Origin of the sequence: Mycoplasma struthionis (assembly GCF_003855455.1) — a bacterium.
In the GTDB taxonomy this organism is placed as follows: Bacteria; Bacillota_I; Bacilli_A; order Mycoplasmatales; family Metamycoplasmataceae; genus Metamycoplasma; species Metamycoplasma struthionis.
Map to the genome: position 1 here is coordinate 484,805 of NZ_CP034044.1, position 25,935 is coordinate 510,739.

Annotated in this window: 30 protein-coding genes and 2 rRNA genes; all 32 read left to right on the plus strand. The window is 32.4% G+C overall.

From position 1 onward, the window contains the following. Position 1 precedes the first annotated feature (1 nt). A complete protein-coding gene (gene rplV, locus EGN60_RS02040; RefSeq protein WP_170149953.1) occupies positions 2 to 379 on the plus strand; it encodes a 50S ribosomal protein L22 in 378 nt (125 codons plus the stop codon). After that, complete coding sequence (gene rpsC / locus EGN60_RS02045) at positions 379 to 1,113, plus strand: 30S ribosomal protein S3 (RefSeq protein ID WP_124724430.1); 735 nt, start codon at positions 379 to 381, stop codon at positions 1,111 to 1,113. The genes rplV and rpsC overlap by 1 nt, the downstream gene beginning before the upstream one ends. Beyond that, positions 1,091 to 1,531, plus strand: coding sequence for a 50S ribosomal protein L16 (gene rplP, locus EGN60_RS02050; RefSeq protein ID WP_124724431.1), 441 nt, complete (start codon positions 1,091 to 1,093; stop codon positions 1,529 to 1,531). Before rpsC ends, rplP begins: the two co-directional genes overlap by 23 nt. Continuing rightward, complete coding sequence (rpmC, locus tag EGN60_RS02055; protein WP_124724432.1) at positions 1,531 to 1,734, plus strand: 50S ribosomal protein L29; 204 nt, start codon at positions 1,531 to 1,533, stop codon at positions 1,732 to 1,734. The genes rplP and rpmC overlap by 1 nt, the downstream gene beginning before the upstream one ends. Next, positions 1,734 to 2,018: a 30S ribosomal protein S17 gene (rpsQ, locus tag EGN60_RS02060; protein WP_124724433.1), complete on the plus strand. Its 285-nt coding sequence runs from the start codon at positions 1,734 to 1,736 to the stop codon at positions 2,016 to 2,018. Before rpmC ends, rpsQ begins: the two co-directional genes overlap by 1 nt. After that, positions 2,011 to 2,379: a 50S ribosomal protein L14 gene (gene rplN / locus EGN60_RS02065; RefSeq protein ID WP_124724434.1), complete on the plus strand. Its 369-nt coding sequence runs from the start codon at positions 2,011 to 2,013 to the stop codon at positions 2,377 to 2,379. Before rpsQ ends, rplN begins: the two co-directional genes overlap by 8 nt. Before the next feature lies 1 nt (position 2,380). Further along, entirely contained in the window at positions 2,381 to 2,716 is a 336-nt protein-coding gene (rplX, locus tag EGN60_RS02070; RefSeq protein ID WP_124724435.1) for a 50S ribosomal protein L24, read from the plus strand. 11 nt (positions 2,717 to 2,727) lie between these two features. Beyond that, on the plus strand, positions 2,728 to 3,282 hold the full coding sequence (rplE, locus tag EGN60_RS02075; protein WP_124724436.1) for a 50S ribosomal protein L5: 555 nt from the start codon (positions 2,728 to 2,730) through the stop codon (positions 3,280 to 3,282). A gap of 14 nt (positions 3,283 to 3,296) precedes the next feature. Beyond that, a complete protein-coding gene (locus EGN60_RS02080) occupies positions 3,297 to 3,482 on the plus strand; it encodes a type Z 30S ribosomal protein S14 (RefSeq protein WP_124724437.1) in 186 nt (61 codons plus the stop codon). An 8-nt stretch (positions 3,483 to 3,490) separates the two neighbouring features. Further along, positions 3,491 to 3,898 carry a 30S ribosomal protein S8 gene (gene rpsH, locus EGN60_RS02085; protein WP_334198914.1) on the plus strand — a complete coding sequence of 136 codons (408 nt, stop codon included), beginning with the start codon at positions 3,491 to 3,493 and terminating at the stop codon, positions 3,896 to 3,898. Positions 3,899 to 3,912: 14 nt separating this feature from the next. Further along, positions 3,913 to 4,452, plus strand: a complete 540-nt coding sequence (gene rplF, locus EGN60_RS02090; protein ID WP_124724439.1) for a 50S ribosomal protein L6 — start codon at positions 3,913 to 3,915, stop codon at positions 4,450 to 4,452. A gap of 21 nt (positions 4,453 to 4,473) precedes the next feature. Continuing rightward, complete coding sequence (rplR, locus tag EGN60_RS02095) at positions 4,474 to 4,824, plus strand: 50S ribosomal protein L18 (protein ID WP_124724440.1); 351 nt, start codon at positions 4,474 to 4,476, stop codon at positions 4,822 to 4,824. Beyond that, complete coding sequence (gene rpsE, locus EGN60_RS02100; protein ID WP_124724441.1) at positions 4,824 to 5,459, plus strand: 30S ribosomal protein S5; 636 nt, start codon at positions 4,824 to 4,826, stop codon at positions 5,457 to 5,459. The genes rplR and rpsE overlap by 1 nt, the downstream gene beginning before the upstream one ends. 12 nt (positions 5,460 to 5,471) lie before the next feature. Next, entirely contained in the window at positions 5,472 to 5,906 is a 435-nt protein-coding gene (rplO, locus tag EGN60_RS02105; protein ID WP_124724442.1) for a 50S ribosomal protein L15, read from the plus strand. Next, the gene (gene secY / locus EGN60_RS02110; protein WP_245979631.1) at positions 5,906 to 7,330 is read left to right on the plus strand and encodes a preprotein translocase subunit SecY; all 1,425 of its coding nucleotides are present in this window, start codon (positions 5,906 to 5,908) and stop codon (positions 7,328 to 7,330) included. Before rplO ends, secY begins: the two co-directional genes overlap by 1 nt. Before the next feature lie 34 nt (positions 7,331 to 7,364). Next, complete coding sequence (locus tag EGN60_RS02115; RefSeq protein ID WP_124724443.1) at positions 7,365 to 8,075, plus strand: adenylate kinase; 711 nt, start codon at positions 7,365 to 7,367, stop codon at positions 8,073 to 8,075. Next, positions 8,063 to 8,815, plus strand: coding sequence for a type I methionyl aminopeptidase (map, locus tag EGN60_RS02120; RefSeq protein ID WP_124724444.1), 753 nt, complete (start codon positions 8,063 to 8,065; stop codon positions 8,813 to 8,815). The genes EGN60_RS02115 and map overlap by 13 nt, the downstream gene beginning before the upstream one ends. Next, positions 8,815 to 9,030, plus strand: a complete 216-nt coding sequence (gene infA, locus EGN60_RS02125) for a translation initiation factor IF-1 (RefSeq protein WP_124724445.1) — start codon at positions 8,815 to 8,817, stop codon at positions 9,028 to 9,030. Before map ends, infA begins: the two co-directional genes overlap by 1 nt. Positions 9,031 to 9,044: 14 nt before the next feature. Beyond that, complete coding sequence (rpmJ, locus tag EGN60_RS02130) at positions 9,045 to 9,158, plus strand: 50S ribosomal protein L36 (protein WP_002881082.1); 114 nt, start codon at positions 9,045 to 9,047, stop codon at positions 9,156 to 9,158. Between the two features lie 3 nt (positions 9,159 to 9,161). Then, positions 9,162 to 9,530 carry a 30S ribosomal protein S13 gene (rpsM, locus tag EGN60_RS02135; RefSeq protein ID WP_124724446.1) on the plus strand — a complete coding sequence of 123 codons (369 nt, stop codon included), beginning with the start codon at positions 9,162 to 9,164 and terminating at the stop codon, positions 9,528 to 9,530. A 2-nt stretch (positions 9,531 to 9,532) separates the two neighbouring features. After that, entirely contained in the window at positions 9,533 to 9,907 is a 375-nt protein-coding gene (gene rpsK / locus EGN60_RS02140) for a 30S ribosomal protein S11 (RefSeq protein ID WP_124724447.1), read from the plus strand. Positions 9,908 to 9,937: 30 nt separating this feature from the next. After that, complete coding sequence (locus tag EGN60_RS02145; protein ID WP_124724448.1) at positions 9,938 to 10,984, plus strand: DNA-directed RNA polymerase subunit alpha; 1,047 nt, start codon at positions 9,938 to 9,940, stop codon at positions 10,982 to 10,984. Further along, entirely contained in the window at positions 10,984 to 11,349 is a 366-nt protein-coding gene (gene rplQ / locus EGN60_RS02150; RefSeq protein ID WP_124724449.1) for a 50S ribosomal protein L17, read from the plus strand. Before EGN60_RS02145 ends, rplQ begins: the two co-directional genes overlap by 1 nt. A gap of 19 nt (positions 11,350 to 11,368) precedes the next feature. Further along, positions 11,369 to 11,566: a 50S ribosomal protein L32 gene (gene rpmF / locus EGN60_RS02155; RefSeq protein WP_124724450.1), complete on the plus strand. Its 198-nt coding sequence runs from the start codon at positions 11,369 to 11,371 to the stop codon at positions 11,564 to 11,566. Between the two features lie 192 nt (positions 11,567 to 11,758). Further along, positions 11,759 to 13,278: ribosomal RNA gene (locus tag EGN60_RS02160) — 16S ribosomal RNA — on the plus strand. 187 nt (positions 13,279 to 13,465) lie between these two features. After that, positions 13,466 to 16,361, plus strand: a 23S ribosomal RNA gene (locus EGN60_RS02165). Together the 16S and 23S rRNA genes form the textbook arrangement of a ribosomal RNA operon. Before the next feature lie 169 nt (positions 16,362 to 16,530). Then, a complete protein-coding gene (locus tag EGN60_RS03435) occupies positions 16,531 to 16,722 on the plus strand; it encodes a hypothetical protein (protein ID WP_124724451.1) in 192 nt (63 codons plus the stop codon). A 265-nt stretch (positions 16,723 to 16,987) separates the two neighbouring features. Then, the gene (locus tag EGN60_RS02175; protein ID WP_124724452.1) at positions 16,988 to 19,816 is read left to right on the plus strand and encodes an OppA family ABC transporter substrate-binding lipoprotein; all 2,829 of its coding nucleotides are present in this window, start codon (positions 16,988 to 16,990) and stop codon (positions 19,814 to 19,816) included. Positions 19,817 to 19,908: 92 nt separating this feature from the next. Beyond that, positions 19,909 to 20,967: an ABC transporter permease gene (locus EGN60_RS02180; protein WP_245979634.1), complete on the plus strand. Its 1,059-nt coding sequence runs from the start codon at positions 19,909 to 19,911 to the stop codon at positions 20,965 to 20,967. A gap of 5 nt (positions 20,968 to 20,972) precedes the next feature. Beyond that, positions 20,973 to 22,283, plus strand: a complete 1,311-nt coding sequence (locus EGN60_RS02185) for an ABC transporter permease (RefSeq protein ID WP_211324453.1) — start codon at positions 20,973 to 20,975, stop codon at positions 22,281 to 22,283. Next, a complete protein-coding gene (locus EGN60_RS02190) occupies positions 22,283 to 23,422 on the plus strand; it encodes an ABC transporter ATP-binding protein (protein WP_124724454.1) in 1,140 nt (379 codons plus the stop codon). Before EGN60_RS02185 ends, EGN60_RS02190 begins: the two co-directional genes overlap by 1 nt. After that, complete coding sequence (locus EGN60_RS02195) at positions 23,409 to 25,916, plus strand: ATP-binding cassette domain-containing protein (protein WP_124724455.1); 2,508 nt, start codon at positions 23,409 to 23,411, stop codon at positions 25,914 to 25,916. The genes EGN60_RS02190 and EGN60_RS02195 overlap by 14 nt, the downstream gene beginning before the upstream one ends. Positions 25,917 to 25,935: the final 19 nt, after the last annotated feature.

The following is a 25,935-nucleotide window of genomic DNA, read 5'->3' on the forward strand; positions in this document are numbered from 1 at the left end:
TATGGAATTATTAAATAAAACAGTTCACGCATCAGTGAACATGCAAAGAATTAGCCCAAGAAAAGCAAGATTAGTAGCAGATTTAGTTCGTTATAAATCAGCTGCACAAGCAATAGTGATTTTACAAACAACACATAAAAAAGCTTCTAAAATAATTTTAAAATTACTTAACTCAGCAATTGCTAACGCAACAAATAATGCTGGATTAGATGCAACTAAGTTATATGTTTCAAAAATTCTAGTTAACGATGGACCTACATTAAAAAGATTCCAACCACACGGACGTGGAAGAGCATTCGCTATTTTAAAAAGAACAAGTCATTTCTATATTGAAGTTTCAGAAATTGGAACTGAAAATCTAAAAAAAGGAGATAAATAATGGGTCAAAAAGTTAATCCAAATGGTTTTCGTTATGGTATTACAAAAAACCACAACACAGTTTGATACGCTGATAAAGACAAATTTGCATCTCTTTTATTAGAAGATCAAAAAATTTACGATTTCTTTGATAAAAAGGTTCGTGAATATTTAATAGGTAATGTACAAATAAAAAGAGATCAATCTGGTCATGTTATAGTATATATTCATACTGCTAAACCAGCAGCATTCTTAGGAACAAATGGAGAAAATGTTAAAGCATTAACACAAGCTCTAAAAAGAGAACTAAGAACAAGAAAAGACAATTTTACTATTAATGTAGTAGAACTAAAAAACCCTGATTTAAATGCAAGATTATTAGCTGAAGGCATTGCAGTTAAATTAGAAAACCGTAGAAGTTTCAGAATTGCTCAAAAATTTGCAATTAGATCTGCAATGAAAGCTGGAGCTAAAGGTATTAAAACATCAGTTTCAGGCCGTCTAAATGGTGTTGATATGGCTAGAACTGAAGGTTATACTGAAGGTGAAATGAAACTTCATACTTTAAGACAAGACGTTGACTATGCTGTTACAACAGCTAAAACTACATATGGTATCTTAGGAATTAAAGTTTGAGTATCTTTAGGAGAAATCTTAAATTCAAAAGATTCAAGAAAACCTTTAGAAGAAAAACCACGTGCTAGAAGACCTTTAAGAAAGGACGGAGAAAGACATGCTTCAACCAAAAAGAACTAAACATAGAAAAATGTTCCGTATTCGTCATGACAAAGTTAAAGCACATAGAAACAATACTGTAGTTTTTGGTGAGTATGGTTTAAAAGCTACTTCATCAGCATGAATTAGTGCACGTCAAATTGAGGCAACTCGTATTGCTATTACCCGTCGTATGGGTCGTGAAGGTAAAGTTATTATTAAAATATTCCCTCACATGTCAAAAACAAGCAAACCTATTGGTGTTCGTATGGGTTCTGGTAAAGGTAGCCCAGATCAATGATTTGCTGTTGTTAAAGAAGGAACAGTTATGTTTGAAGTTTTAGGTAATACAACTGAAACAATGAAAGATGCCTTAAGATTAGGTGGTCACAAACTACCTGTTACTTGAAAAATAGTATCAAAAGAAGTAACCGAAGAAAATAAAGTGGAGGCTAAATAATGTCTTATAAAGAATTAAAAAATAAATCAACACAAGAATTAAAAGATTTATTAAAAGATTTAAGAGCAGAATTATTTTCTCTACGTTTTAAAAATGGTACCCGTCAATTAGATCAAACACACAAAATTCAACTTGTTAGAAAAGATATCGCTAGAGCATTAACAGCATTACAAACAAAACTAGCTGAAGGAGATAAAAAATAATGGAAGCACAAATTAGAGAAAACCGTCGTAAAACTCTTGTGGGAACAGTAGTTTCTACAAAAAACGACAAAACAATTATTGTTGTAGTTGAAACATATGAAAAACACCCATTATACTCAAAACGTTTTAAAAAGTCAAAAAGATTTGCTGTTCATGATGAAAAAAATGAAGCAAAACTAGGTGATGTTGTTAAAATTCAAGAAACAAGACCTCTTTCAAAAACAAAACACTTTAGATTAGTTGAAATAAGATCACACGCTATTGGAGGACAAGAAAATGCTTAGTGAATTTTCTAGATGTAATGTAGCTGACAATTCAGGCGCTAAAGAAGTAATGATTATTAAAAACTTAGGTGGTTCAATTGTTAGATCAACAAATATCGGTGATGTAGTTGTTGTTACAGTTAAAAAAGCTATTCCAAATGGTGTTGTTAAAGAAGGGCAAGTTTTAAAAGCTGTTATCGTTAGAACAAAAAGAGGTGTTATGCGTGATAACGGATCAAAGATCAGATTCGATGATAACGCAGTTGTGTTAATTAAAGATGATGGTACATTAAGAGGAACACGGGTATTTGGCCCTGTGGCAAGAGAATTACGTGATAAAGGTTACTTAAAAATAATTTCATTAGCTCCGGAGGTTTTATAATATGTCTCAAGCTAAAATTAGAAAAAATGATACAGTTTTAGTTATTTCAGGTAAAGACAAAGGTAAATTTGCTTCAGTATTAGCAACAAACAGAAAAAACAACACTGTTCTATTAAAAGAAATTAATATAAAAACAAAACACCACAAACCTTCTCAAGAAAATACAGAAGGAAAAATTGAAAGAAAAGAATTTCCAGTTCATGTTTCAAACGTAGCTTATTTAGCTAAAAAAGGTGCTGAAGGACAACATTCAGTAGGAACAAAAATTGGATTTAAAGTTGATAGCAAAACTGGCAAAAAACAAAGATTCTTAAAGAAACTTAACAAGGCAATTTAATAGGAGAAAGTATGACAAAATTAGCATTAGAACAAAAATATTTAAATGAAATTCGTCCAGCATTAGTTAAAGAATTAGGATATTCAAACATTATGCAAGCTCCTAGACTTAAGAAAATTGTTATTAACATGACTGCCGGAAATGAAGTTTCAAACTCAAAAGCTATCGAAGAAGTTATGACCGAATTAGAACAAATTACAGGTCAAAAACCTTATCAAACAGTTGCTAAAAAATCATTAGCATCATGAAAATTACGTGAAGGAATGCCAATGGGAGGAAAAGTAACATTAAGACGTGATAGAATGTGATCTTTCCTAACAAAATTAATTAACGTTGCATTACCTCGTGTTAGAGACTTTAATGGAGTTTCAACAAAAAGTTTTGATGGTCGCGGAAATTACGCTTTAGGTGTAAAAGAAGAAATCATTTTCCCAGAAATTTCATTTGATAAAATCCGTAAATTAAAAGGTATGGACGTTATCATTGTAACCGATGCAAAAAACGATAAAGACGCATTTGCATTATTAAAACATTTAGGAATGCCTTTTGCAAAAGGTAACAATTAACAAGGAGAGACATTATGGCAAGAAAAGCTTTAATGGTAAAAGCAGAACGTCAACCAAAATTTGGTGTTAGAAAATACACACGTTGCCAATTATGTGGTAGAGTTCACGCTGTTTTACGTAAATATAAAATTTGTAGAATTTGTTTTAGAGAGTTAGCACACGAAGGAAAAATTCCAGGTGTAAAGAAAGCGAGCTGATAATTATGGCTATTATTATTGACCCAATTGCAGATATGTTTGTAAGAATGAAAAATGCTATTTCAAGAAAATATCATGAAGTAGTGATTCCTCATTCAGTTAAGAAAACAAAAATTTTAGAAATTATAAAAGCAGAAGGATATATTACTGACTTTGCAGTAGTTGAACCTGAAGGCAAAGGATTTAAACAAATTAAAATTACATTAAAATATAAAGGTTTAAATCAAAATCAATCTGCTATTTCTGGAATTAAAAGAGTTTCAAAACCTGGTTTAAAAGTTTATTCTTCAGCTGATAAATTACCAAGAGTTTTAAGTGGTTATGGTACAGCAATTATTTCAACTTCTAAAGGATTATTAACTGATAAAGAAGCAAGAAATCAAAACTTAGGTGGCGAAGTTGTTGCTTTCATTTGATAATTTAGGATTTAAAAATGTCTAGAATTGGAAAAAGAATTTTAACAATTCCTGCTGGAGTTGAAGTTACATTAAACAATAACCATATTACTGTTAAAGGTAAATTAGGACAACTAGAATATACTTTTTCACCACTTATCAATGTTGTGATTGAAAATAATGAAATAACTACTCTAAGAACAAACGAAGAAAAAACTACAAAACAATTACATGGAACAACAAACGCAAATATTAAAAACATGTTAATTGGTGTTTCTGAAGGTTACAAAAAAGAAATTGAAATTAAAGGGGTTGGTTATAAAGCAACCATCAAGGGAAATGAAATTGAAATTATCGCTGGATATTCACACCCAGTTTTAAAAACATTACCATCTAATTTAAAAGTAGAAGTTCCAAAACCTACAAATATTATTATCAGTGGAATTGACAAACAAGCTGTTGGTGAATTCGCTGCGAACTTAAGAGATATTAGAAGACCAAGTCCATATTCTGGAAAAGGAATTATGTATAAAGATGAAGTTATTAGACGTAAAGAAGGAAAAACTGCTGCTAAATAGCAGAAGTTAAAAGGAGATAAAATGTTATCAAGAAATGATCGTAGAGTTGCAAAACACTTAAAAATAACAAACAAGTTATCTAAAGGTACAGCATCACGTCCACGTGTAACAGTATTTAAATCACTAAAAAACTTTTATGCTCAAGCAGTTAATGATTCAACTCATACAACTTTAGTATCTTCATCAACTTTATCATTAAACTTAAGTTCAAAAAATAATATTGAAGGTGTTAAATTAGTTGCTAAAGATTTTGCAACTAAATTAAAAACTGCAAAAATTTCTGAAATAGTATTTGACCGTTCAGGTTACATTTACCATGGAAGATTAGCTGCTTTCTGTGATATTTTAAGAGAAGAAGGGATTAAATTCTAATGGCTGAAGAATTAAAGAAAAATACTGAAGAACAATCACAAGGTACACAAGTTGTTGCTTCAGTTAAAAAAGAAGTTAAAGAAAAATCACACAATAATAAAGAAAACACAGAAAGAAGACCAAGACAATTTTCACCTAAAAAAGAATTACCTACAAAACAATACGAAGAAAAAGTTATTGATATTGCTCGTGTTACCACAGTTGTTAAAGGTGGACGTAGATTTTCATTCTCAGCTTATGTAGTTGTTGGGGATAAAAAAGGTAAAGTTGGATTTGGACACGGAAAAGCTAACGAAGTTCAAGACGCTATTAAAAAAGCAGTTAAAGATGCAACTAAAAACGTATTTTCAGTTCCTGTAGTAAACGGAACAATTCCTCACGAAATTCAAGAAAAATTCTTGGCTTCAAGAATTCAATTACGTCCTGCACCTAAAGGGGCTGGAATTATCGCTTCAAACACTGTACGTGCTGTTGTTGAATTAGCAGGTTATACTGATATTTCAACTAAAACTTATGGTTCAAGAGCTAAACAAAACATTGTCCAAGCTGCTATAAAAGCTCTTAAAAAAGTTAGAACAGTAGAAGAAATAGCAAAATTACGTGACATTGATATAAAACACTTAACATCTAAATAATAGGAGGCAGAAATGGAATTACATAATTTAAAAGCAACTCCAGGAGCACGTAAAGCAAAACACCGTGTTGGTCGTGGACACGCTGCTGGTAAAGGTAAACAAGCAGGTAGAGGACAAAGTGGTCAAACTAAAAGAAGTACAGTAAGATTAGGTTTTGAAGGGGGACAACTTCCATTATTTAGAAGAATCCCAAAACGTGGTTTTAATAATGTAAACCATGTTGAATATCAAGTAGTTAATCTAGTTGATTTAGAAAGAACTTACCAAGATGGCGAAGTTGTTTCATACGAAAGCTTAGCATCAAAAAATTTAATTAAACGTGCTATGCCTGTTAAAATTTTAGCTAATGGAAAATTAACTAAAAAATTAATAGTTGAAGTTCCTACTCTTTCAGCAGCTGCTAAAGTAGCTATTGAAAAAAACGGAGGAAAAATCGAGGTTAAATAATGGCTAAAAAACAATTAGAAAAGGAACTTAAAAACGCTAAAATCGAAAGAAAAATAGCGCTTGATAAATTTCTAAATTCTAGAAAAGGAGCATGATCTGATTGATGAAAAAATCATGATTTGTTTAAAAAAATCATTTTCACTTTGTTTATCATGACACTTTTTTTAGCGGCCGGAACATTAACCATTCCGGGTGTAAATTTAGCCAACCCAGATAGACTTAGTCAAGGAGATTTCTTTGGAATTCTAAATTTAGTAGGTGGTGGTGGACTAAGACAATTTTCAATAGTTGCCTTAGGAATCGGACCATTTATATCATCAAGTTTAGTTATGATGATATTGCAAACTAAAGCCTTTCCGGCAATTTATCGGTTAAGTCAATCAGGCCCACAAGGGCGTATAAAAATTAATTTTATAACTTATCTTGCTACATTAGTATTTGCAATTGTTCAAGCTTTATTAATTACAATAGCATTAATTAACCCAAGACAAGGTTTTGGAATTACTTTTTCACCAGCATTATTAAAGGTTTTAGGACCATCTGGTCAAAAAGTATATCAATATTTCATTTTGCCTATGATATTAGTTGCTGGTTCATTTTTCTCACTATTTTTAAGTGAACAAATAACTAATAAAGGTGTTGGTAATGGAACAAGTGTTATGATTTTTGTTGGAATTGCCTCTGGTTTAATTCCAAGTTTCAAAAGTGCTTTTCAATACTATATACCTTCAGCAAAACAAACAAATCTAGTTTTACAAGAAATAATTAATTATGCTGTTTATATATTAGTTTATTTACTAACTATATTTATAGTTGTTATATTTACTATTGCAGAAAGAAGAATTCCAATTCAACAAGTTGGAGCTGGTCTTTCAAAAAATGCTGAGGAATTAAGCTATTTACCTTTAAAAGCAAATCCTGCCGGAATAATGAGTGTTATTTTTTCAATGATGATACTTGGTGTTCCCACAATGATTGCAAATATGCTTAATCCTAATACAAGCAGATACTATCAATGAGTTTATGCAAATCTTCAATTTACTCAACCTTTAGGATTTTTCTTATTTATACTAATTACATTTGGTTTAACTATTTTAATGGGTATACAACAATCTAAAATTGATAAAATTAGTGAAGATTTTGCTAAAAGTAGTACTTATATTCCTGGAATAAGACCTGGAGAACAAACAGAAACATATTTATTAAATGTTGTTCTAAGATTATCATTTTTCTCTTCAGGATTCTTAATTGTTTTAGGCTCTCTACAATTTGTTCAACAAATGATAGGTATGCCTGCTTCAATTGCTTTTGGTGGTACTACAGTTATGATTTTAGTTTCAACGGCTTATGAAACAATTCAACAAATTAAAGCTCGTTATAAATCACAAGAATTAGCAAGAAAAGAAGAACAATTAGAGAATTAAAAGAAATGTACGGAGAGGAAGAAGAAGATTTAATATGATAGTAGATAGTAAGTCATGTAATGCTTCGTGCTCACATGATAAGAATAATACAAAACCTAACCTAATATTTTTAGGTGCTCCAGGGGCTGGCAAAGGTTCAATTGCTTCTGTACTTGTAAAAGAATATGAATATTTTCAACTTTCTACAGGTGATATGTTCCGTTCAGAAATCAAAAACCAAACAGAATTAGGGCTGCAAATAAAAGCAGTTTTAGATTCTGGAGGTTATGTTGATAATTCACTAACAAATAAATTAGTAGAGCAAAGATTAACATCTTTAGTTGAACAAGAACAAGCATTTATTTTAGATGGCTATCCAAGAACAATTGAACAAGCTGACTTCTTGCGTACATTAGAACAAAAAAATATAAAGATAGATAAAGTTATTTTTTTAAAAATTACTAAAGATCAAGTTATTGATCGTTTATCAAAACGTCGTATTTGTCCAAATTGCAAAACAATTTTTCATCTAGAATCTCATCCTCCTAGAGAAAACAAATACTGCACAAAGTGTGGTTCAGAAGTAATTAAACGCCCTGATGATGAACCACAAGTAATAGAAAAGCGTTTGTCAGTGTATGAAAAAGAAACTCAAATTCTAATCGATTATTACAAAAAAATCGGCAATCTCATAGAAATCGATAGTTTTCAAGAGTTTCCAAAAGTATATGCAGACGTTAAAAAGGCTTTAGGATGATCATCATAAAAAATGATCTTGAAATCCAAAAGATAAAAAAAGCCTGCGCTATCCTGGCAGAAGTAAAAACAATTATTTATAACTTCATAAGACCAGGAGTTTCTTTAAAAGAAATAGATAGCGTCGCTTTTAAAGAAATTAAAAAAAGAGGTGGAGAGCCAGCATTTCTAGGGCAATATGGTTTTACAGGAACATGCTGTATCTCTGTAAATGAAGAATTAATTCATGGAATTCCAAGTGACTATAAAGTTAAAGATGGCGATATAGTTAAAATAGACACAGGAGTTAAATATCAAGGATTTTATTCAGATTCTGCTTTTACAAAAGGAGTAGGAAACATAAAAGAAAGTGATAAAAAATTAATTCAAGTAGCAAAAGACGCTTTTTATGCCGGCTTTAATGCAATAAAAGTAGGCAAAAGAATTGGAGACATTTCTGAAGCTATTGGAACATTAATTAAAAAAAGAGGTTATTTTACACCCGATGATTATTGTGGACATGGTATAGGAAGAAGTCTTCATGAAGATCCATATGTTTATAATGATGGTATAGCCAATACAGGACCTATTATAAGAAATGGTATGGTAATATGTATTGAACCTATGATTTTACAAAAGTCTAAATTGGTTTTAGTAAAAGATGATAACTGAACAGTTTATGACCCACTAGGATATAATACATCTCATTATGAACAAACTGTCTTGATTGAAAATGATCAAGCTTATATCTTATCAGGAGATAACATTTAATGGCAAAAGACGCAATCAAAATGTCTGGTAAAATTACAAAAATGCATTCAACAAAAGACTATGATGTTTTATTAGAAAATGGTTTAGAAATTAAAGCATTTATTTCTGGAAAAATGTCATTTCACAATATAAAAATGATCCCAGGGGATCACGTAGATGTTGAAATTAGCCCTTATGATATGACTAAGGGTAGAATTGTATTTAGACATAAATAATTAAGGAGGACTAAATGAAAGTTAGAGCTTCAATTAAACGTATCTGCAAAGATTGCAAAATAATAAAAAGACATGGAGTTAATCGTGTAATTTGCATTAACCCTAAACATAAACAAAGACAAGGATAAAAGATGGCTAGAATTTTAAATATAGAAATTCCAAATAATAAAAAAGTTCGTATTTCTTTAACCTACATCTTTGGAATTGGTCAATCATTAGCAAAAAGAATTTTAGTAAATGCTAATGTTGATGGAGAAAAAAGAGTTAAAGAATTAAGCGAAGAAGAATTAACTCGTATCAGAGATGAAGCTAAAAAATACCCTACTGAAGGTGATTTAAAACGTGAAATTAATTTAAATGTTAAAAGATTAATGGAAATTAAATCATACCGTGGTTTAAGACACAGAAAAGGTTTACCAGTTCGTGGTCAATCTACAAAGAAAAATGCAAGAACTAGAAAAGGTCCAAGAAAAACAATAGCAGGAAAGAAAGGTAAATAATAATGGCTAAGAAAAATAAAAAAGTTATTACCCAAGGTGTAGCTCACATTCATTCTACATATCAAAATACTATTGTTTCATTTTCAGATTTAAAAGGAAATGTTTTTGCATGAAGCTCATCAGGAGCTATTGGATATAAAGGAACCAAGAAAAAAACTCCTTATGCAGCCGGTTTAGCAGCTGCAGCTGCAGCTGAAAAAGCTAAAGAATTTGGTTTAAAAGAAGTAAGTATTTTAGTTAAAGGTGTTGGACCTGGAAAATCAACAGCTAGAAAACAAGTAGAAAACAGCGGTTTTATTGTTAAAGAAGTAAAAGACGTTACCCCAACTCCTCATAATGGTACTCGTCCTCCAAAGAAAATTTTAAAAAGAGCATAGGTATTAAAGAAAAATAGGAGTCAGTTTATTATGGAAAAAATACAAAAAATTACTTATAAAGAATTAATTCAAGAAAAAGTTAGCGATTTTAAAACAACTTTTGTTATCGAACCTTTATTAAGAGGATATGGTAATACTTTAGGAACTGTAATAAGAAGAACTTTATTATCTTCTGTTACATCAGTTGCTCCATTTGCAATTAAAATTAATAATGTTGAGCATGAATTCCAAACCATTTCAGGAATTAAAGAGGACGCAATAACATTAATCGCTAATATAAGAAAAATTCGTTTCACATATGATCCAGATATGTTTATTTTTGATGATATTATTAAAGTTTCATTTAGATCAACACATGATGGAGAAGTTCTAGCTTCAGAAATAGAATGTGTTCCAGGAATGGAAATTGTTAATAAAGATCAATATATAGCTACATTAGCAAAAGATGGTGCTTTAGAATTTGATTTATTCTTGCGTTCAGGTAGAGGTTTTGTTGACTTTGAAGAAAACAAAAACTTAATTTCAGAATTAGGTCCTGAATTAGAAAGTAAAATCAAAAGAGGACAATTTATTGCTATGGATAGTGACTTTAGCCCAATTAAAAAAGTTGGCTTTAGTTATGAAGATCTAAATAGTTCATCAAAAACAATAGAAGAAAGATTAAAAATTCAAATCGAAACAGATGGTACTTTAGAAGCTAAAGATGCTATGGAACAAGTTGCTAGAATAATAGTTGCACATTTCCAAATAATTGGAAACGTTAACTTATTAGAAGCAACTGAATTATTTGAAGAAATTAAAGATAAATCAAATAAAATTCCTAAAGCTTCAATTGCAATTAAAAAATTAAATTTAACAATAAGATCATTAAATGCTTTAAAAAGAGCTGGATATCACACAGTTGAAGAAATTGTTAAATTAACAGATGAAGAACTTTCAAACATTAAAAATTTAGGAAAAAAATCTGTTCAAGATATTATTGATAGAAGAAACGAATGATTAAGTAATAATGATTATGCTCATGACGACTATAAAGATGATTTAGATACTAATGCAGACGAAGGAGAAAACGAATAATGGCAAATCCAAAACAACTATTTCGTAGAAATACTGAATGATGAAATCATGTTGAGAGAAGTTTAGTTACTGATTTACTAGTTAATGGCCAAGTTAAAACTACTTTAGAAAGAGCTAAAAGAATTAGATCAAACGCTGAAAAAATGATTACTTTAGGTAAGAAAAATACTTTAGCAACTCGTAGACAAGCTTTAAAATTTTTAAGATTAATTCCTTCACAAGTGGCAAATAAAGATTCAGTTCAATATCTATTTGATGTTTTAGCTCCTAAATATGCTACTCGTAATGGTGGATATACAAGAATAATAAAAATTGCTAATCGTGCTGGCGATAATGCTAAAATGGCGATTATCAAATTAGTTTAATTAAATGTAAGGAGAAAAAATGGCAGTTGTACCAAAGAGAAAAACTTCTAAACAAAGAAAACATTTAAGAAGAAGTCACCATGCATTAGAAGCATTAACATTAGTAGAATGTAAACAATGTAATCAACAAATTATTCCACATGAAGCATGTAAATACTGTGGTTTTTACAAAGGTGTAAAAGTTATTAAAAAAGCTTTAAACGACAAAATCAAATAATTTATCTTTAAAACAAGGTCTTAATTTAGACCTTGTTTTTTGTACTTTTAAAAAAATAATTATTTTCAAACAAATCGCAAAAAAAAGTATATAATGTTATTGTATTTATTATTTAATAAGTACTTAGATAGTTCTTTGAAAACTGGATACAAATACCATAACGTCAATTTATTTTCAATAATATAGATAACATTTTTTAAGAGTTTGATCCTGGCTCAGGATGAACGCTGGCTGTGTGCCTAATACATGCATGTCGAGCGGGGTTTTTTAAACCTAGCGGCGAATGGGTGAGTAACACGTGCTTAATCTACCTTTTAGATTGGAATACCTGATGGAAACATTAGTTAATGCCGGATACGCATGGAATCGCATGATTCCGTTGTGAAAGGGGCCTCAAAGCCCCACTAAGAGATGAGGGTGCGGAACATTAGTTAGTTGGTAGGGTAATGGCCTACCAAGACTATGATGTTTAGCCGGGTCGAGAGACTGAACGGCCACATTGGGACTGAGATACGGCCCAAACTCCTACGGGAGGCAGCAGTAGGGAATATTCCACAATGAGCGAAAGCTTGATGGAGCGACACAGCGTGCACGATGAAGGTCTTCGGATTGTAAAGTGCTGTTATAAGGGAAGAACATTCAGAAGAGGAAATGCTTTTGAACTGACGGTACCTTATCAGAAAGCGATGGCTAACTATGTGCCAGCAGCCGCGGTAATACATAGGTCGCAAGCGTTATCCGGAATTATTGGGCGTAAAGCGTTCGTAGGCTGTTTGTTAAGTCTGGAGTCAAATCCCGGGGCTCAACCCCGGCTCGCTTTGGATACTGGCAAACTAGAGTTGGATAGAGGTAAGCGGAATTCCATGTGAAGCGGTGAAATGCGTAGATATATGGAAGAACACCAAAGGCGAAGGCAGCTTACTGGGTCTATACTGACGCTGAGGGACGAAAGCGTGGGGAGCAAACAGGATTAGATACCCTGGTAGTCCACGCTGTAAACGATGATCATTAGTCGGTGGGGAACTCACTGACGCAGCTAACGCATTAAATGATCCGCCTGAGTAGTATGCTCGCAAGAGTGAAACTTAAAGGAATTGACGGGGACCCGCACAAGCGGTGGAGCATGTGGTTTAATTTGAAGATACACGGAGAACCTTACCCACTCTTGACATCTTCTGCAAAGCTATAGAGATATAGTGGAGGTTAACAGAATGACAGATGGTGCATGGTTGTCGTCAGCTCGTGTCGTGAGATGTTTGGTCAAGTCCTGCAACGAGCGCAACCCCTATCTTTAGTTACTAACGAGTTAAGTCGAGGACTCTAGAGATACTGCCTGGGTAACCGGGAGGAAGGTGGGGATGACGTCAAATCATCATGCCTCTTACGAGTGGGGCCACACACGTGCTACAATGGTCGGTACAAAGAGAAGCAATATGGCGACATGGAGCAAATCTCAAAAAGCCGATCTCAGTTCGGATTGGAGTCTGCAATTCGACTCCATGAAGTCGGAATCGCTAGTAATCGCAGATCAGCTATGCTGCGGTGAATACGTTCTCGGGTCTTGTACACACCGCCCGTCACACCATGGGAGCTGGTAATACCCAAAGTCGGTTTGCTAACCTCGGAGGCGACCGCCTAAGGTAGGACTGGTGACTGGGGTGAAGTCGTAACAAGGTATCCCTACGAGAACGTGGGGATGGATCACCTCCTTTCTACGGAATACACTAGTTATGGAGTAATATTTGTATCCAGTTTTGAGAGAACAATCTCTCAATTTTGTTCTTTGAAAACTGAATAACGACATTGATATATTAATTAATATTTCAAAGTTTAGATCAACCTATAGAATACAAAATTATAGACAAACAATAGGTCATACAACAAATATAACAAAACAACTATTAAACAAGATAAGAGTTTTTGGTGGATGCCTTGGGTCTGGAAGTCGATGAAGGACGTGATTACCTGCGATAAGCCTCGGTTAGCTGGAAATAAGCTACGATCCGGGGATTTCCGAATGGGGAAACCTAATTGAGCTAATCCTCAATTATCATATCGATGAATTCATAGTCGAATGAAGAGACACGCTGTGAATTGAAACATCTCAGTAGCAGCAGGAAGAGAAAATAAAGAATGATTCCCTCAGTAGTGGCGAGCGAACGGGGAAAAGCCCAAACCAACACATGTTGTTGGGGTTGTAGGACTACATTATGAAGTTACAAAATTTAGTTATAGCAGAATAAGTTGGAATGCTTAAACATAGAGGGTGAAATTCCCGTAAGCGAAATGGCTAAATCTTCTTGTAGTATCCTGAGTAGGGCGGGGCACGTGAAACCCTGTCTGAATCTGCCGGGACCACCCGGTAAGGCTAAATACTAACCAGACACCGATAGTGAACTAGTACCGTGAGGGAAAGGTGAAAAGAACCCCGGGAGGGGAGTGAAATAGATTCTGAAACCAATTACTTACAGTTAGTCAGAGCCCGTTAATGGGTGATGGCGTACATCTTGCAGAATGGACCGGCGAGTTATGTCAACATGCGAGGTTAAGTGGATTAAAGCGAAGCCGTAGAGAAATCGAGTCTTAATAGGGCGCTTTAGTATGTTGATATAGACCCGAAACCAGGTGATCTACCCATGAGCAGGCTGAAACTTAGGTAACACTAAGTGGAGGGCCGAACCGTAGTACGCTAAAAAGTGCCCGGATGACTTGTGGGTAGGGGTGAAATTCCAATCGAACTTGGAGATAGCTGGTTCTCTCCGAAATAGCTTTAGGGCTAGCGTGTAGTGTTAAGTGATGGGGGTAGAGCACTGAATATGGAATGGCGGCGCCTAGCCGTACTGACTATAATCAAACTCCGAATACTATCATGTATTACTATGCAGTCGGTACATCGGTGATAACGTCGATGCACGCGAGGGGAACAACCCAGATCGTCAGCTAAGGTCCCAAAATTGTGTTAAGTGAGAAAGGTTGTGGAGTTTCTTAAACAGCTAGGATGTTGGCTTAGAAGCAGCCACCGTTTAAAGAGTGCGTAATAGCTCACTAGTCGAGAGACTCTGTGCCGATAATTCAACGGGACTAAAACACAATACCGAAGCTACGGGCAGAAATGCGTTAGGAGAGCGTTGTAAGGGCATTGAAGGTAGACTGTGAAGACTACTGGAGCGCTTACAAGTGAGAATGCCGGTATGAGTAACGATTCAGAGTGAGAATCTCTGACGCCTATTGGGGAAGGTTTCCTGGGCAAGGTTCGTCCACCCAGGGTTAGTCGGGTCCTAAGACGAGGCCGAAAGGCGTAGCCGATGGACAACAGGTTAATATTCCTGTACTTTCTTTAAATGTGATGGAGTGACGGGGGAGGATAGTACTACCACTTACTGGATTGTGGGGTAAATAATGACTGGGTCATGTAGGCAAATCCGCATGGCTTAACCGGGAGTTATGATGCATAGTGAAATGGCGACAAAGTAGCGAATTGGATGATTCCATACCTCTTAAAAAAGCTTCTAACTTAAGTTTATTGAAACCCGTACCGAGAACGAACACACGTCCCCAAGATGAGTATTCTAAGGCGAGCGAGAAAACTATTGTCAAGGAACTCTGCAAATTCATCCCGTAAGTTCGCAAGAAGGGATGCCCACCCTAAAAAGTGGGCCGCAGTGAATAGTAAGGGGGAACTGTTTATCAAAAACACAGCTCTATGCTAAGTCGTAAGACGATGTATATGGGGTGACTCCTGCCCAGTGCCCGAAGGTTAAGCAAAGGTGTTAGCATTTGCGAAGCATTGATGTGAAGCCCGGGTGAACGGCGGCCGTAACTATAACGGTCCTAAGGTAGCGAAATTCCTTGTCGGCTAAATACTGACCTGCACGAAAGGAGTAATTATCTCTTAACTGTCTCGACAATAGACTCGGTGAAATTATGGTTCCGGCGAAGACGCCGGAGACCCGCATCTAGACGAAAAGACCCCGTGGAGCTTTACTATAACTTCATATTGGAGTTTGATTTAACATGTGTAGGATAGGTGGGAGACTATGAGGCTTGGACGCCAGTTCAAGCGGAGTCACCGTTGAAATACCACCCTTGTTACGTTGAACTTCTAACTTGTTCCCGTCATCCGGGAAGAGGACAGTGTGTGGTGGGTAGTTTGACTGGGGCGGTCGCCTCCTAAAGGGTAACGGAGGCGTTCAAAGTTACACTCAATACGGTCAGAAACCGTATCTTAGAGCATAAAGGTAGAAGTGTGATTGACTGTGAGACCTACAAGTCGAGCAGGTGCGAAAGCAGGACTTAGTGATCCGGCGGTTCTTCGTGGAAAGGCCGTCGCTCAACGGATAAAAGCTACCCCGGGGATAACAGGCTTATCTTTCCCAAGAGATCACATCGACGGGAAGGTTTGGCACCTCGATGTCGGCTCATCGCATCCTGGAGCTGGAGTCGGTTCCAAGGGTTGGGCTGTTCGCCCATTAAAGCGGTACGCGAGCTGGGTTCAAAACGTCGTGAGACAGTTTGGTTCCTATCTGATGTGGGCGTTGGAATATTGATGAGAGCTACTCTTAGTACGAGAGGACCGGAGTGGACGCACCGATGGTGTGCCAGTTGTTTTGCCAAAAGCATAGCTGGGTAGCCAAGTGCGGCAGGGATAACCGCTGAAAGCATCTAAGCGGGAAGCCCCCTCAAAGATGAGTATTCCCTTTAAATTCCTTATAGACTATGAGGTTGATAGGCTGGAGGTGTAAGTATAGCAATATATTCAGCTGACCAGTACTAATAAATTGATTGGTTTAATAGTGATAAATTTTATAGCGAGATTTAAAATTGTCGTATTCAGTTTTCAGAGAACGATTAAAAAAGTGCTTAAATTAAGCACTTTTTATTTTTTTTTCGAAAAAAGATAAAAAATTTGTAATTTTTAAAAAATTGTGTATAATTATAGTTGTAAAAGTAAATAGGAAAAAAGTATGAACAGAAATTTATTAAGCAAAAACTTAAACATGTTCTTTACAACAGCTGCAATGGCTGGCTTTTTCACTATCGAAATTATTAACTTCATTAAGAAGAACATTCGTTGCATTAATATTATTAATAATTATAAGAAAAACGAAATTAAGACCTTCTTTGGAGCTAATAATAATCTTGTCTGATTAAGCTAGTTTTTATTCTAACTAGTATTTAAAAAATAATTAATCATTTTTATAGTTTTATAGAAGGCTTTGAATAAAAGTAATTTTTTGTTCATAAATCTAGATAAAAGAAACTAATTTAATAATATTAATTACAACGAAATTTAAAATCGAATTGTTAGCCAAATTAAGGCTTTAAAGAAATAAAATACACAGAATATAGTAAAATTTATATTAGTGTATTATCGGTTTATAAATTATTTAATTTATAACATACACACATTAGGAGAAAAAAATGAAAAAAAGCGCAAGACTTTTATTATTAGGTGCTTTACCATTAGCAGCCTTAGCAGCTCCATTAGTTGCTGCGGCATGTAATAGTAAATCAGCCCCTTCGCAGAACACTGCTTTAGCTAAACAGCAGTTCGTTACTGAAATAAACGCAACACCAACATTTGATGCTTATACATATGATAGTTCAGCTTCATATGGTGGATATTCTTCAAATGCTAGCTACCAACACACATCAGGTATGCTAGTTAGAGAACAAGGTGTTAATGAAATTCAAACTGATACAGTAACCTCAGACACTGGAAAAGTTTCAAACTATATTACTAAACCAGCTTTCTCAAAATATACATTATCATTAGCAAAAGCTGTAGTTTTAACTTTAACAGATGGTACAGTTGTAGTTTACGATAATGATGATGCTGAAGTTGTTCCTGCACCAGATTTAACTTATGTAGATGCAGCAGGTGAAACTAAAAAAGCTTATTCATCAGCATATCAAAGATTAAGCTCAGCAAATTCAAAATCAATTAATAGTCAAGAATTTGCAGAAAACTTGAAAAAAGCTAAAACATTACAATATGTACTTAAAGACAATTTAAAATGAGTGAATTCAAAAGGTGAAGAAACTAAATATCAAATTGTTCCTAAAGATTTCTATTATTCATGACTAAGAACAAATCAAACAATTGGTAATGTTCGTCATGATGAAGAAAAAAGTGGAGGTTCAGAACAATTAGACAATGAAGTTAGAGATGCATTAGCAAGACCTAACAGCCGTGTGTTTACAGATACAAGTGAATACTCAGATGAATATGTTTTAAAAATCTTTGGTTTAGATACAGCAAAATTAAATGAAGAAAGTGAATTTGTTAAAAAAGTTGATCCAAGTGCAAATTTAGGAGATGTAACAGCTGTAACCTTCCAAGGATTAACAGGTGAAGGTGCTAAAGTTCAAATGAATCAATTTTTTGATCAATTAATGCACGACTATACATTCTATCCAGCTCCATCACAATATATTGATGATATGAATGCAACAAATGGTTACAAATTAACTAATTACCAAGGTGATGTAACTGATAAAGTTTCTGCATTAGAAACTAAATTAAAAGCAATGGATAAAAGTAAATTAACTGCTAAATTAGGTGTTTACTGATATGGTGTAACAGCAAATAGTACATTATATTCAGGACCATACTATGCACAAGGTTTTGTAAGTGGACAATCAGAAATATTTAAAAAGAATACTCACTTTGCAGAAAAAGCCTTTGCAGAATCTAAAAATACAGTTAATGAAATTATTACAAACTATCAACAAAAAAATTTAAGCCCTGAAGAATTTAATACAAACATCTTTAACTTATATAGACAAGGTACTACATCAACTACCCCATATTCATCATTAACTGAAGCTCAAAAACAAATTGTTAACCAAGACCCACAAGGATTTGGTATTAGATTATTCAAAAGAGAAAATACTAATTCAGCTCCTTATGATATAATCCAAACTCCATTTGTGTTTAACAAAGTTGCTTCAGATTACTCATTTAACGATGCTTATGCTCAATTAATGTATGGTAAAACAATAGCAGAATTGAAAGCCGGTAAAGGTAATGGGGATGCTTATATCTATGGTACAGGTTTAAGCTTTAGAACTTTATTACAAGCTGCAATTAACTGAAATACAGTAGCAGATGTAAGAACAAACGGTGTTTCAGAAGCTTGATTAGCAAAATTAGCTGATGGTGGTAATATTGGCGGAAAAGACCAAGGAACATCAGAAGAAAAGACACCATTTGATGTAAAAGATAAAATTAATGCATTAAAAGCTGTAAATAAAGATAAACAATTAGTAGATTTTGGCAATAATTTAGGTACAGATTTGAATCCATCAGAAAACGATGCTGCTGTTAGAGACAGATCTAATGTCAACGACAAAATAAAATCAGCTGGTTATGAAAAAATTAAAGAAGCTGTAAAAGCATTATTAGATGAGTTTGAAAGAACACATCAAAATGTTAGACCGGCAGATGGTAAATATAGATTCACTTCATTCTATCCATTTATTGATCAATCAAAAGAATTTGGTGAATCATTAAAATTTGTTAAAGAGGCTATAGAAGGATTAGATTCTAGAATTCAATTAGATTTAGTATTCTTTACTGATAATAAAGATCCTAATTATGTTGCATATAGAAACCAAGGAGCAAATGGAACAAGAAAAGTTAGTTGAGGTTATGACTATAACTCAATAGGTTCAGGTTATGATGGTTTATCATGAAATTGACCATTATTCCCAACTCTAATTAAAATTGGTGTTGAAAAAGATAGTCATCCAGAATTTGCTACTGCATTTCCAAGAATCGCTAAATTAGCAGAAGATTTATTAGCTTATCAAGAACAACCAGGTCACGAATTTGTATCTTCAGTACCATTTAAAGAATTATACAAAGTAGAACCAAGAAGATACACAGTATTGCCTACTCTATTAGCTTCAAAAGTTACAAAAAATTCTGTAACAGATAAATATGAGCTTGTTTTAACAGAAAAAAATAGACCAATACCTTATAAACCACAAGGTAATAAGCAAGTAACTGATATTTATCAATACTCAGCGGTTTTCTGAAACCAATATGTAGCAGACAAAACAAATGATTATTTAACTGAATTAATGGAAGAATTAACAACATTTTTAGGTATTGAATATTCATCAGCAACTATAACAAAAGCAAAAGATTCATTTGTTAACGTTTTAGTACAAAAAGGTTATGTAGCACCTTACACAGTAAATAATAGTGTTGACATGTATGTTGATTGAAGAATCAATAAATAATAAACTAAAAAAATCTCATGTTTAGATATATACGCCAAAGAATAGTGTTTGCTATTCTTGCGTTGTTTATTATCTCAATATTTGTTTTTGTAATGATTTATTCTTTTGGACCGAGTCCAATTCATGCATTAGCAGAACAAAAATTCTCTGATCCAAAGAATACAAAACCACTAGAACAAATTATTAGCTCACTAGAAGTTCAAAACGGTTTAAGATATGGAACCGTAGCAGAACCTGGTGAAAAAATTCCTGTCTTAGTTTTATATTTTAGATATCTTAAAGGTATCTTTGTAGATCATACGTTTGGATTTTTAATTGATTCAAAAAACAATCCAAACCCTGCAGCTTATAAAACTATGTCACAATTATTCTTCAATCCATTAAAATACTCATTATTAATTACTGTACCATCATTTATCTTCAGTAGTATAGTAGGAATTACCATTGGTATTTTTGCAGGTTACAATAGAGGTAAATGATTTGATTCAAGCTCTAACATTTTTGTTTTAATATTCATTGGTGTACCATCATTTATTATTGCACCGATGGTTATATCCCTTTCATTACGTATTGGAGTTCCTGTTCAGATTCCAAGGGCTAGTGAAAACGCACCATTTAGTGTTTTATTTGTAGCATATTTACCACCTATTATTGTTATGTCTTTAGGTTCTTTAGCTGGATATGTTACATATACAAGAAACCAAGTTATTACTGTTTTAACATCAAATTATGTTTTAATAGCTAAAACTAAAGGTTTAAGTTCAACTCAAATTTTCTTTAAATATGTATTAAGAAATATTTCTATTCCATTATTTAGTTTAATTTTCGGTTCATTCCTAGGTTTATTATCTGGATCAATCGTTATTGAAAGATACTGGAATGTACAAGGGACATCACAAATAATCGCAAACTCATTCCCAACTGGTGAATTTAATGTTGTTATGTTCTCAACTTTATTCTTTACATTCATTGGTTTAATAGCAGAAATAATAGTTGATTTATCATTTGCTATTTTAGATCCAAAAATAACTTATGCTGCAAGAAGCAAGAAAAATTACTGATTATTCTTTAAAGCTTATTTAGAAAGAAGAAAATTAGCTAAAGATTTATTATCAAAAAATAACCAAAATTTAGAAACGAAAGGAGTTTAATACTTATGGAATTAAAACCAAATGACGTTAAAGAATTTAACAGTCAATATAAAATTAATTCTGAGTTATCAACAAAATTTAAGTTGATTTCTGAAAAAGATAAAATTTCTTTTGTTTCAGTCGCAGGTAAACCTAAAAAACTTGCTGTTGAGGTTATTAAAAGATTTTTTACTAACCCAGTCGTTGTTGCAGCATTATCTGTATTTATATTAATTATTTTATTTTCTTTAATTGTGCCAGCTCCTGGTATAGCTTCATATAAACCTAACAGAAGAATAAACGATTATTCATTTATAAATAATTTGCCACCATTATACGCACCAATAGTTACAAAAACCTTAAGACCAGATGATAATATTTGACAGTTTTATAATAATATAGTTGAAAAAGGAAACGAAAATCCTAAATTAAAAGAAGCTTTTGCATTTTTCACAAGCACTTGAAAAAGGGGACAACGTCCAATAATTGGTAGCTTGTTCCAAATTCAATATGATGCATATGCATTATTTAAAGCAGCTGTATTAAATGAAAAATTATCTGATATTATAAAACTAAACACAGCCGCCGGTAGAACACCTATCACTGATGCAGAAATTGCTGCTACATTAGCTCAAATTCCAAATCTTAAAACTTATTTAGGTACTTCACCTCAAGGTTACGATATTTGAATTACAACCTGATATGCAACATGAAGAGCTATTAAAATTGCTTTAATAGTTGCAGTAATTCAAGCGGTTATTGGTATAGCAATAGGAGCTTATTTAGGTTTCCATGCTGGTAAATTAATTGATACAATTGTAATGAGAATTATAAGTATTTTCTTATCACCTCCTACAATGATATGAATTTTAATATTCGTTTCTATATTTGGTTCAACAGAAAGATCACTAATTATTTCCCTTTCAATAGTTGGATGACCAGGTTTTGTTGGATTAACTAGAATGTTTATTATAACTGTTAAAAATGAAGAATATATTACAGCTGCAAAAGCGATCGGAGCTTCTACAAAAAGACAAGTGTTTGTTCACGCTTTACCAGCAATAATTGGTAAAATTGCAAACAGCTTTGTTAGAACAATACCTGGCATCATTTTATGAATAGCTTCATTAGCGTTCCTTGGTTTCTTTAAAGAAAAAGAAGACACAAACTTAGGACAATTATTAATTGAAGCCTCAGGTCAAGCAGGTGGAAATATTTGAATATTATTATTACCTGCATTAATATTGTTAGCTTTATCATTATCATTAAACTTCATAGCTCTAGGAATTCATGACGCTTTAGATCCTAAAGTTATGAGCAAAGGAAAGAGAAAATAATGTCTGAACAAAAAGAAGTAAAAAAATCTTTAAAAGCTAAAATTAGAGAAAAAGTTTTAGAAGATATTAAAGTTTCTCCATTACAAGATGATAAAGTTTTAGAAGTTAGAAATTTACACGTAAGCTTTGCTCAAACAAAGAAAAAAAATATACATATAGTAAGAGGTGTTGATTTAGATGTTAAAAGAGGTGAAATAGTTGGACTTGTTGGTGAATCAGGTTCAGGTAAATCAGTAACATCAAAAACACTTATTAATGTAAACGAAAATGGGATTATAACAGCCGATAAAATTCAAATTGGCGATTATGAATTAACTAAAATCAAAAAAAATAAACACTGAGAATTTATTAGAGGCCAAAAAATTGGATATATTCCACAAGACCCTTTAACAAGTTTAAACCCTACTAGAACTATTGGAAAACAATTATTAGATGCATTAAATAATAATGAAGATTGAAAAGATAAAACATATTCTGAAAAGAAAAATTATCTACTAGATTTATTAAAAACTTTTGGTTTAAGAAATGTAGAAAAAATCTTTATGTCATATCCACACACATTATCTGGTGGTATGAAACAAAGAATTGTTATTACAATGGTTGTAGCATTAAAACCTGACGTTATAATAGCTGACGAACCTACAACAGCATTAGATCCAACTGTTCAAGCAAGTGTTTTAGCCCTTTTTGAAGATATTAGACAAAAAATGGGTATTTCAATAATTTTAATAAGCCATAACATTTCAGTTATAGCTAAATTCTGTGATTATATTTACGTAATGTACGCGGGCAGAATCGTAGAACGAGGTACCAAACAAGAAATTTTCACCGATCCTGCCCATCCTTATACATGAGCTTTAATTTCTGCTATACCAGAATCAAAAGAAGAAAAATTGTACAATATAAAAGGGACACCGCCTGACATGGCAAATTTACCTATAGGAGATCCATTTGCGGTAAGAAGTGATTATGCTCTGGAAATTGATTTTATAAAAGAACCGCCTTTAATTCCAATTACGCAAACTCATGCGGCGGCAACATGACTATTAAGTCCAGAGGCACCGAAAATCGAGAAATCAGATGACCTTAAAAAACGACTAGAACTATTTAAAAAGGCTTTTAATCATGAACAAAAATAATAGAAAAGAACAATTAAAAAATCAAAAAGTTATTTTATCTATTGATAATCTAAAGAAATATTTCGTAAATCAAGGTGAAATAAATAAAGCCGTTGATGGAGTTTCTTTTGATGTTCATGAAGGTGAAATAGTTGGTCTAATAGGTGAATCTGGTTCAGGTAAAACAACTGTAGGTAAAACAATTTTAAGATTATTTGATGATTATAATGGTTTCATTAGATTAGAAGATAAAATAATCTCTGGTAAAAAAATAAGCTCATCATTAAACCGCTTTTTACGTAAAAATGTACAAATGATCTTTCAAGATCCACATGCATCATTAAATTCACAGCAAAACATTTATTCGATTTTAAAAGAACCATTAATTGTTAATGGGATAATGAAGAGTAAACTAAAAGACTTATTTAAAGACTGACAAGAAGTTAAAAAAGTCTTCAAATATACATTCCAATATAAAGCTTTGGAATTAGAATTAGATAATTATAATGTAATAAATTCATTAGCTGATAACTTGTTTCACACTTGAAATAAAAAATTTGCTGATTTAGAATTTGAAAAAGGATTAAATAACGTAGATAACTTCGCTAAATTCTATAGTTATTTAGAAGAAAAACAACACATTGAAACATTAATAATAAACAACATGTATGCAAATACAGAAAAATTGATTAATTTCTACTATGAATATCAACAAAAATATCGTCGTGATGAACTAGAAAAACCTCAACTAGATTATCGCGAAGCTAAAGAAAAATATGAATATCAAGTAGCATTAACAAAACAATCAAAAATTGCATACGAAACTAAAAAAGAATTAGCAATTCAAAAACAAAATTTAGAAAATGTTAAAAAAGAATTGCACCATTTAAAATCAGAAACATTAAATACTTTTAATAACTACATTATTGAGTCAAAAAATGAAAGAAGTTTAATTAATATCGCAAGATTAACTTCTACTGATTTAGATTTATATGTTTACTATTTTAAAAACATAATGTTATTTACCAAAAGAGCTCAAGTATTGAGTGAAGTGAAAAAACAAGCTAAATATTTGGGATTTAGCTCAATTAAAGATCTTATAACTCGTCTTGATGAATATATTAAACAATTCTTTGAAAAAAATTTATATAAAATAAAGTTCACCTCCGGACTTAAAAAACAAATTGAATCTATCCTATCTAATGAGTTTAAATTTAACTTTGATGAATATGTTGAGTTATCAAACAAAAATTTAGAATCATATAATAAAAAAATAAGTGATATTAATGATGTTATAGCGTCACTTAACAAAATAATTTCTGAAAATTCAACCCCAGAATATTCAGACAAAACAAAATTGGAAGATGAAAAAGAATTGTTAGCAAAATCAAAAGAAACATACGAAAAAGAAAAAAATGATTTCTTAACCGGATATAGAAAACAAATAGTAGATTTATATCACCAAGTTCAAGAAGCTAAAAAGGTATATAACAGTTTAGTAGCCTTACAAACAAACTGCAATTTAAAATACGAAGAATATAAAAATAAATTTTGAGAATTTTTAACAAATAATGCAAATGAAAGACTTTTAGTACAAGAACAACTTTTAGCTGAATTAAAAGTTAAAGAACAAACAAAAGAAGTTAAAGAAGAAATTGAAGACGTTAAAAGAAAAATTAAATTGATTAAAAACGAATTGCAAGGTTCTATTAAGATATTTAAATCTGATACCTCTTTAAAAGAAGAAACTTTAAAATCTTTTGATATTGAGAAAAAATATCTACTAAAAGATATTGCTAATATTTACATCTTACTTGGTGTAAATCACAAATGAGTTATTCAAAACCTTCAACTATCAGAAGCAGACCAAAATGCTACATGAACAAATCGTTTTAGCATTTACGATAATATAGTGGGACAACAAATCGCAAAATTCAAAATTGGCGAACTTTTAAGCAAGATTATAATATATAAAGCTTTAGAAGATGTTGGGCTTTTAAAACAATTCGCATACCGTTACCCTCATGAATTTAGTGGTGGTCAACTTCAAAGAATTGTTATAGCAAGAGCCTTAATAACAGAGCCTAAAATAATCGTTGCCGATGAGCCAATTGCTTCTTTAGATATTTCAATTCAAGCTCAAGTAGTTAACCTTCTTAAAGAATTATGTTTAAATAAAAAAATAGGTTTAATTTTTATAGCTCACGATTTAAGTATGATTGAATATGTAGCTGATAAAGTAGAAATTATGCACCTTGGTAAAATTGTTGAAAGTGGAGACACCACAGCAATTTACAAAAAACCAGTGCATCCTTATACGATCAATTTGTTCAAAGCTATACCTAAAATCTCTAACGCTAATGAAAAATTCCAAAGTGTCTCTTTCGTCTCAGATTATTTACTTGATCAACAATTTCCTAATGTGCCCGAAACTCATAAGGTTCAAGAAGACCATTATGTGTATGGAACTGATAAACAAGTCGAAAAGTGAATAAGTGAAGCAAAAGAACAATAGTATTATATAAGGGTTGCAA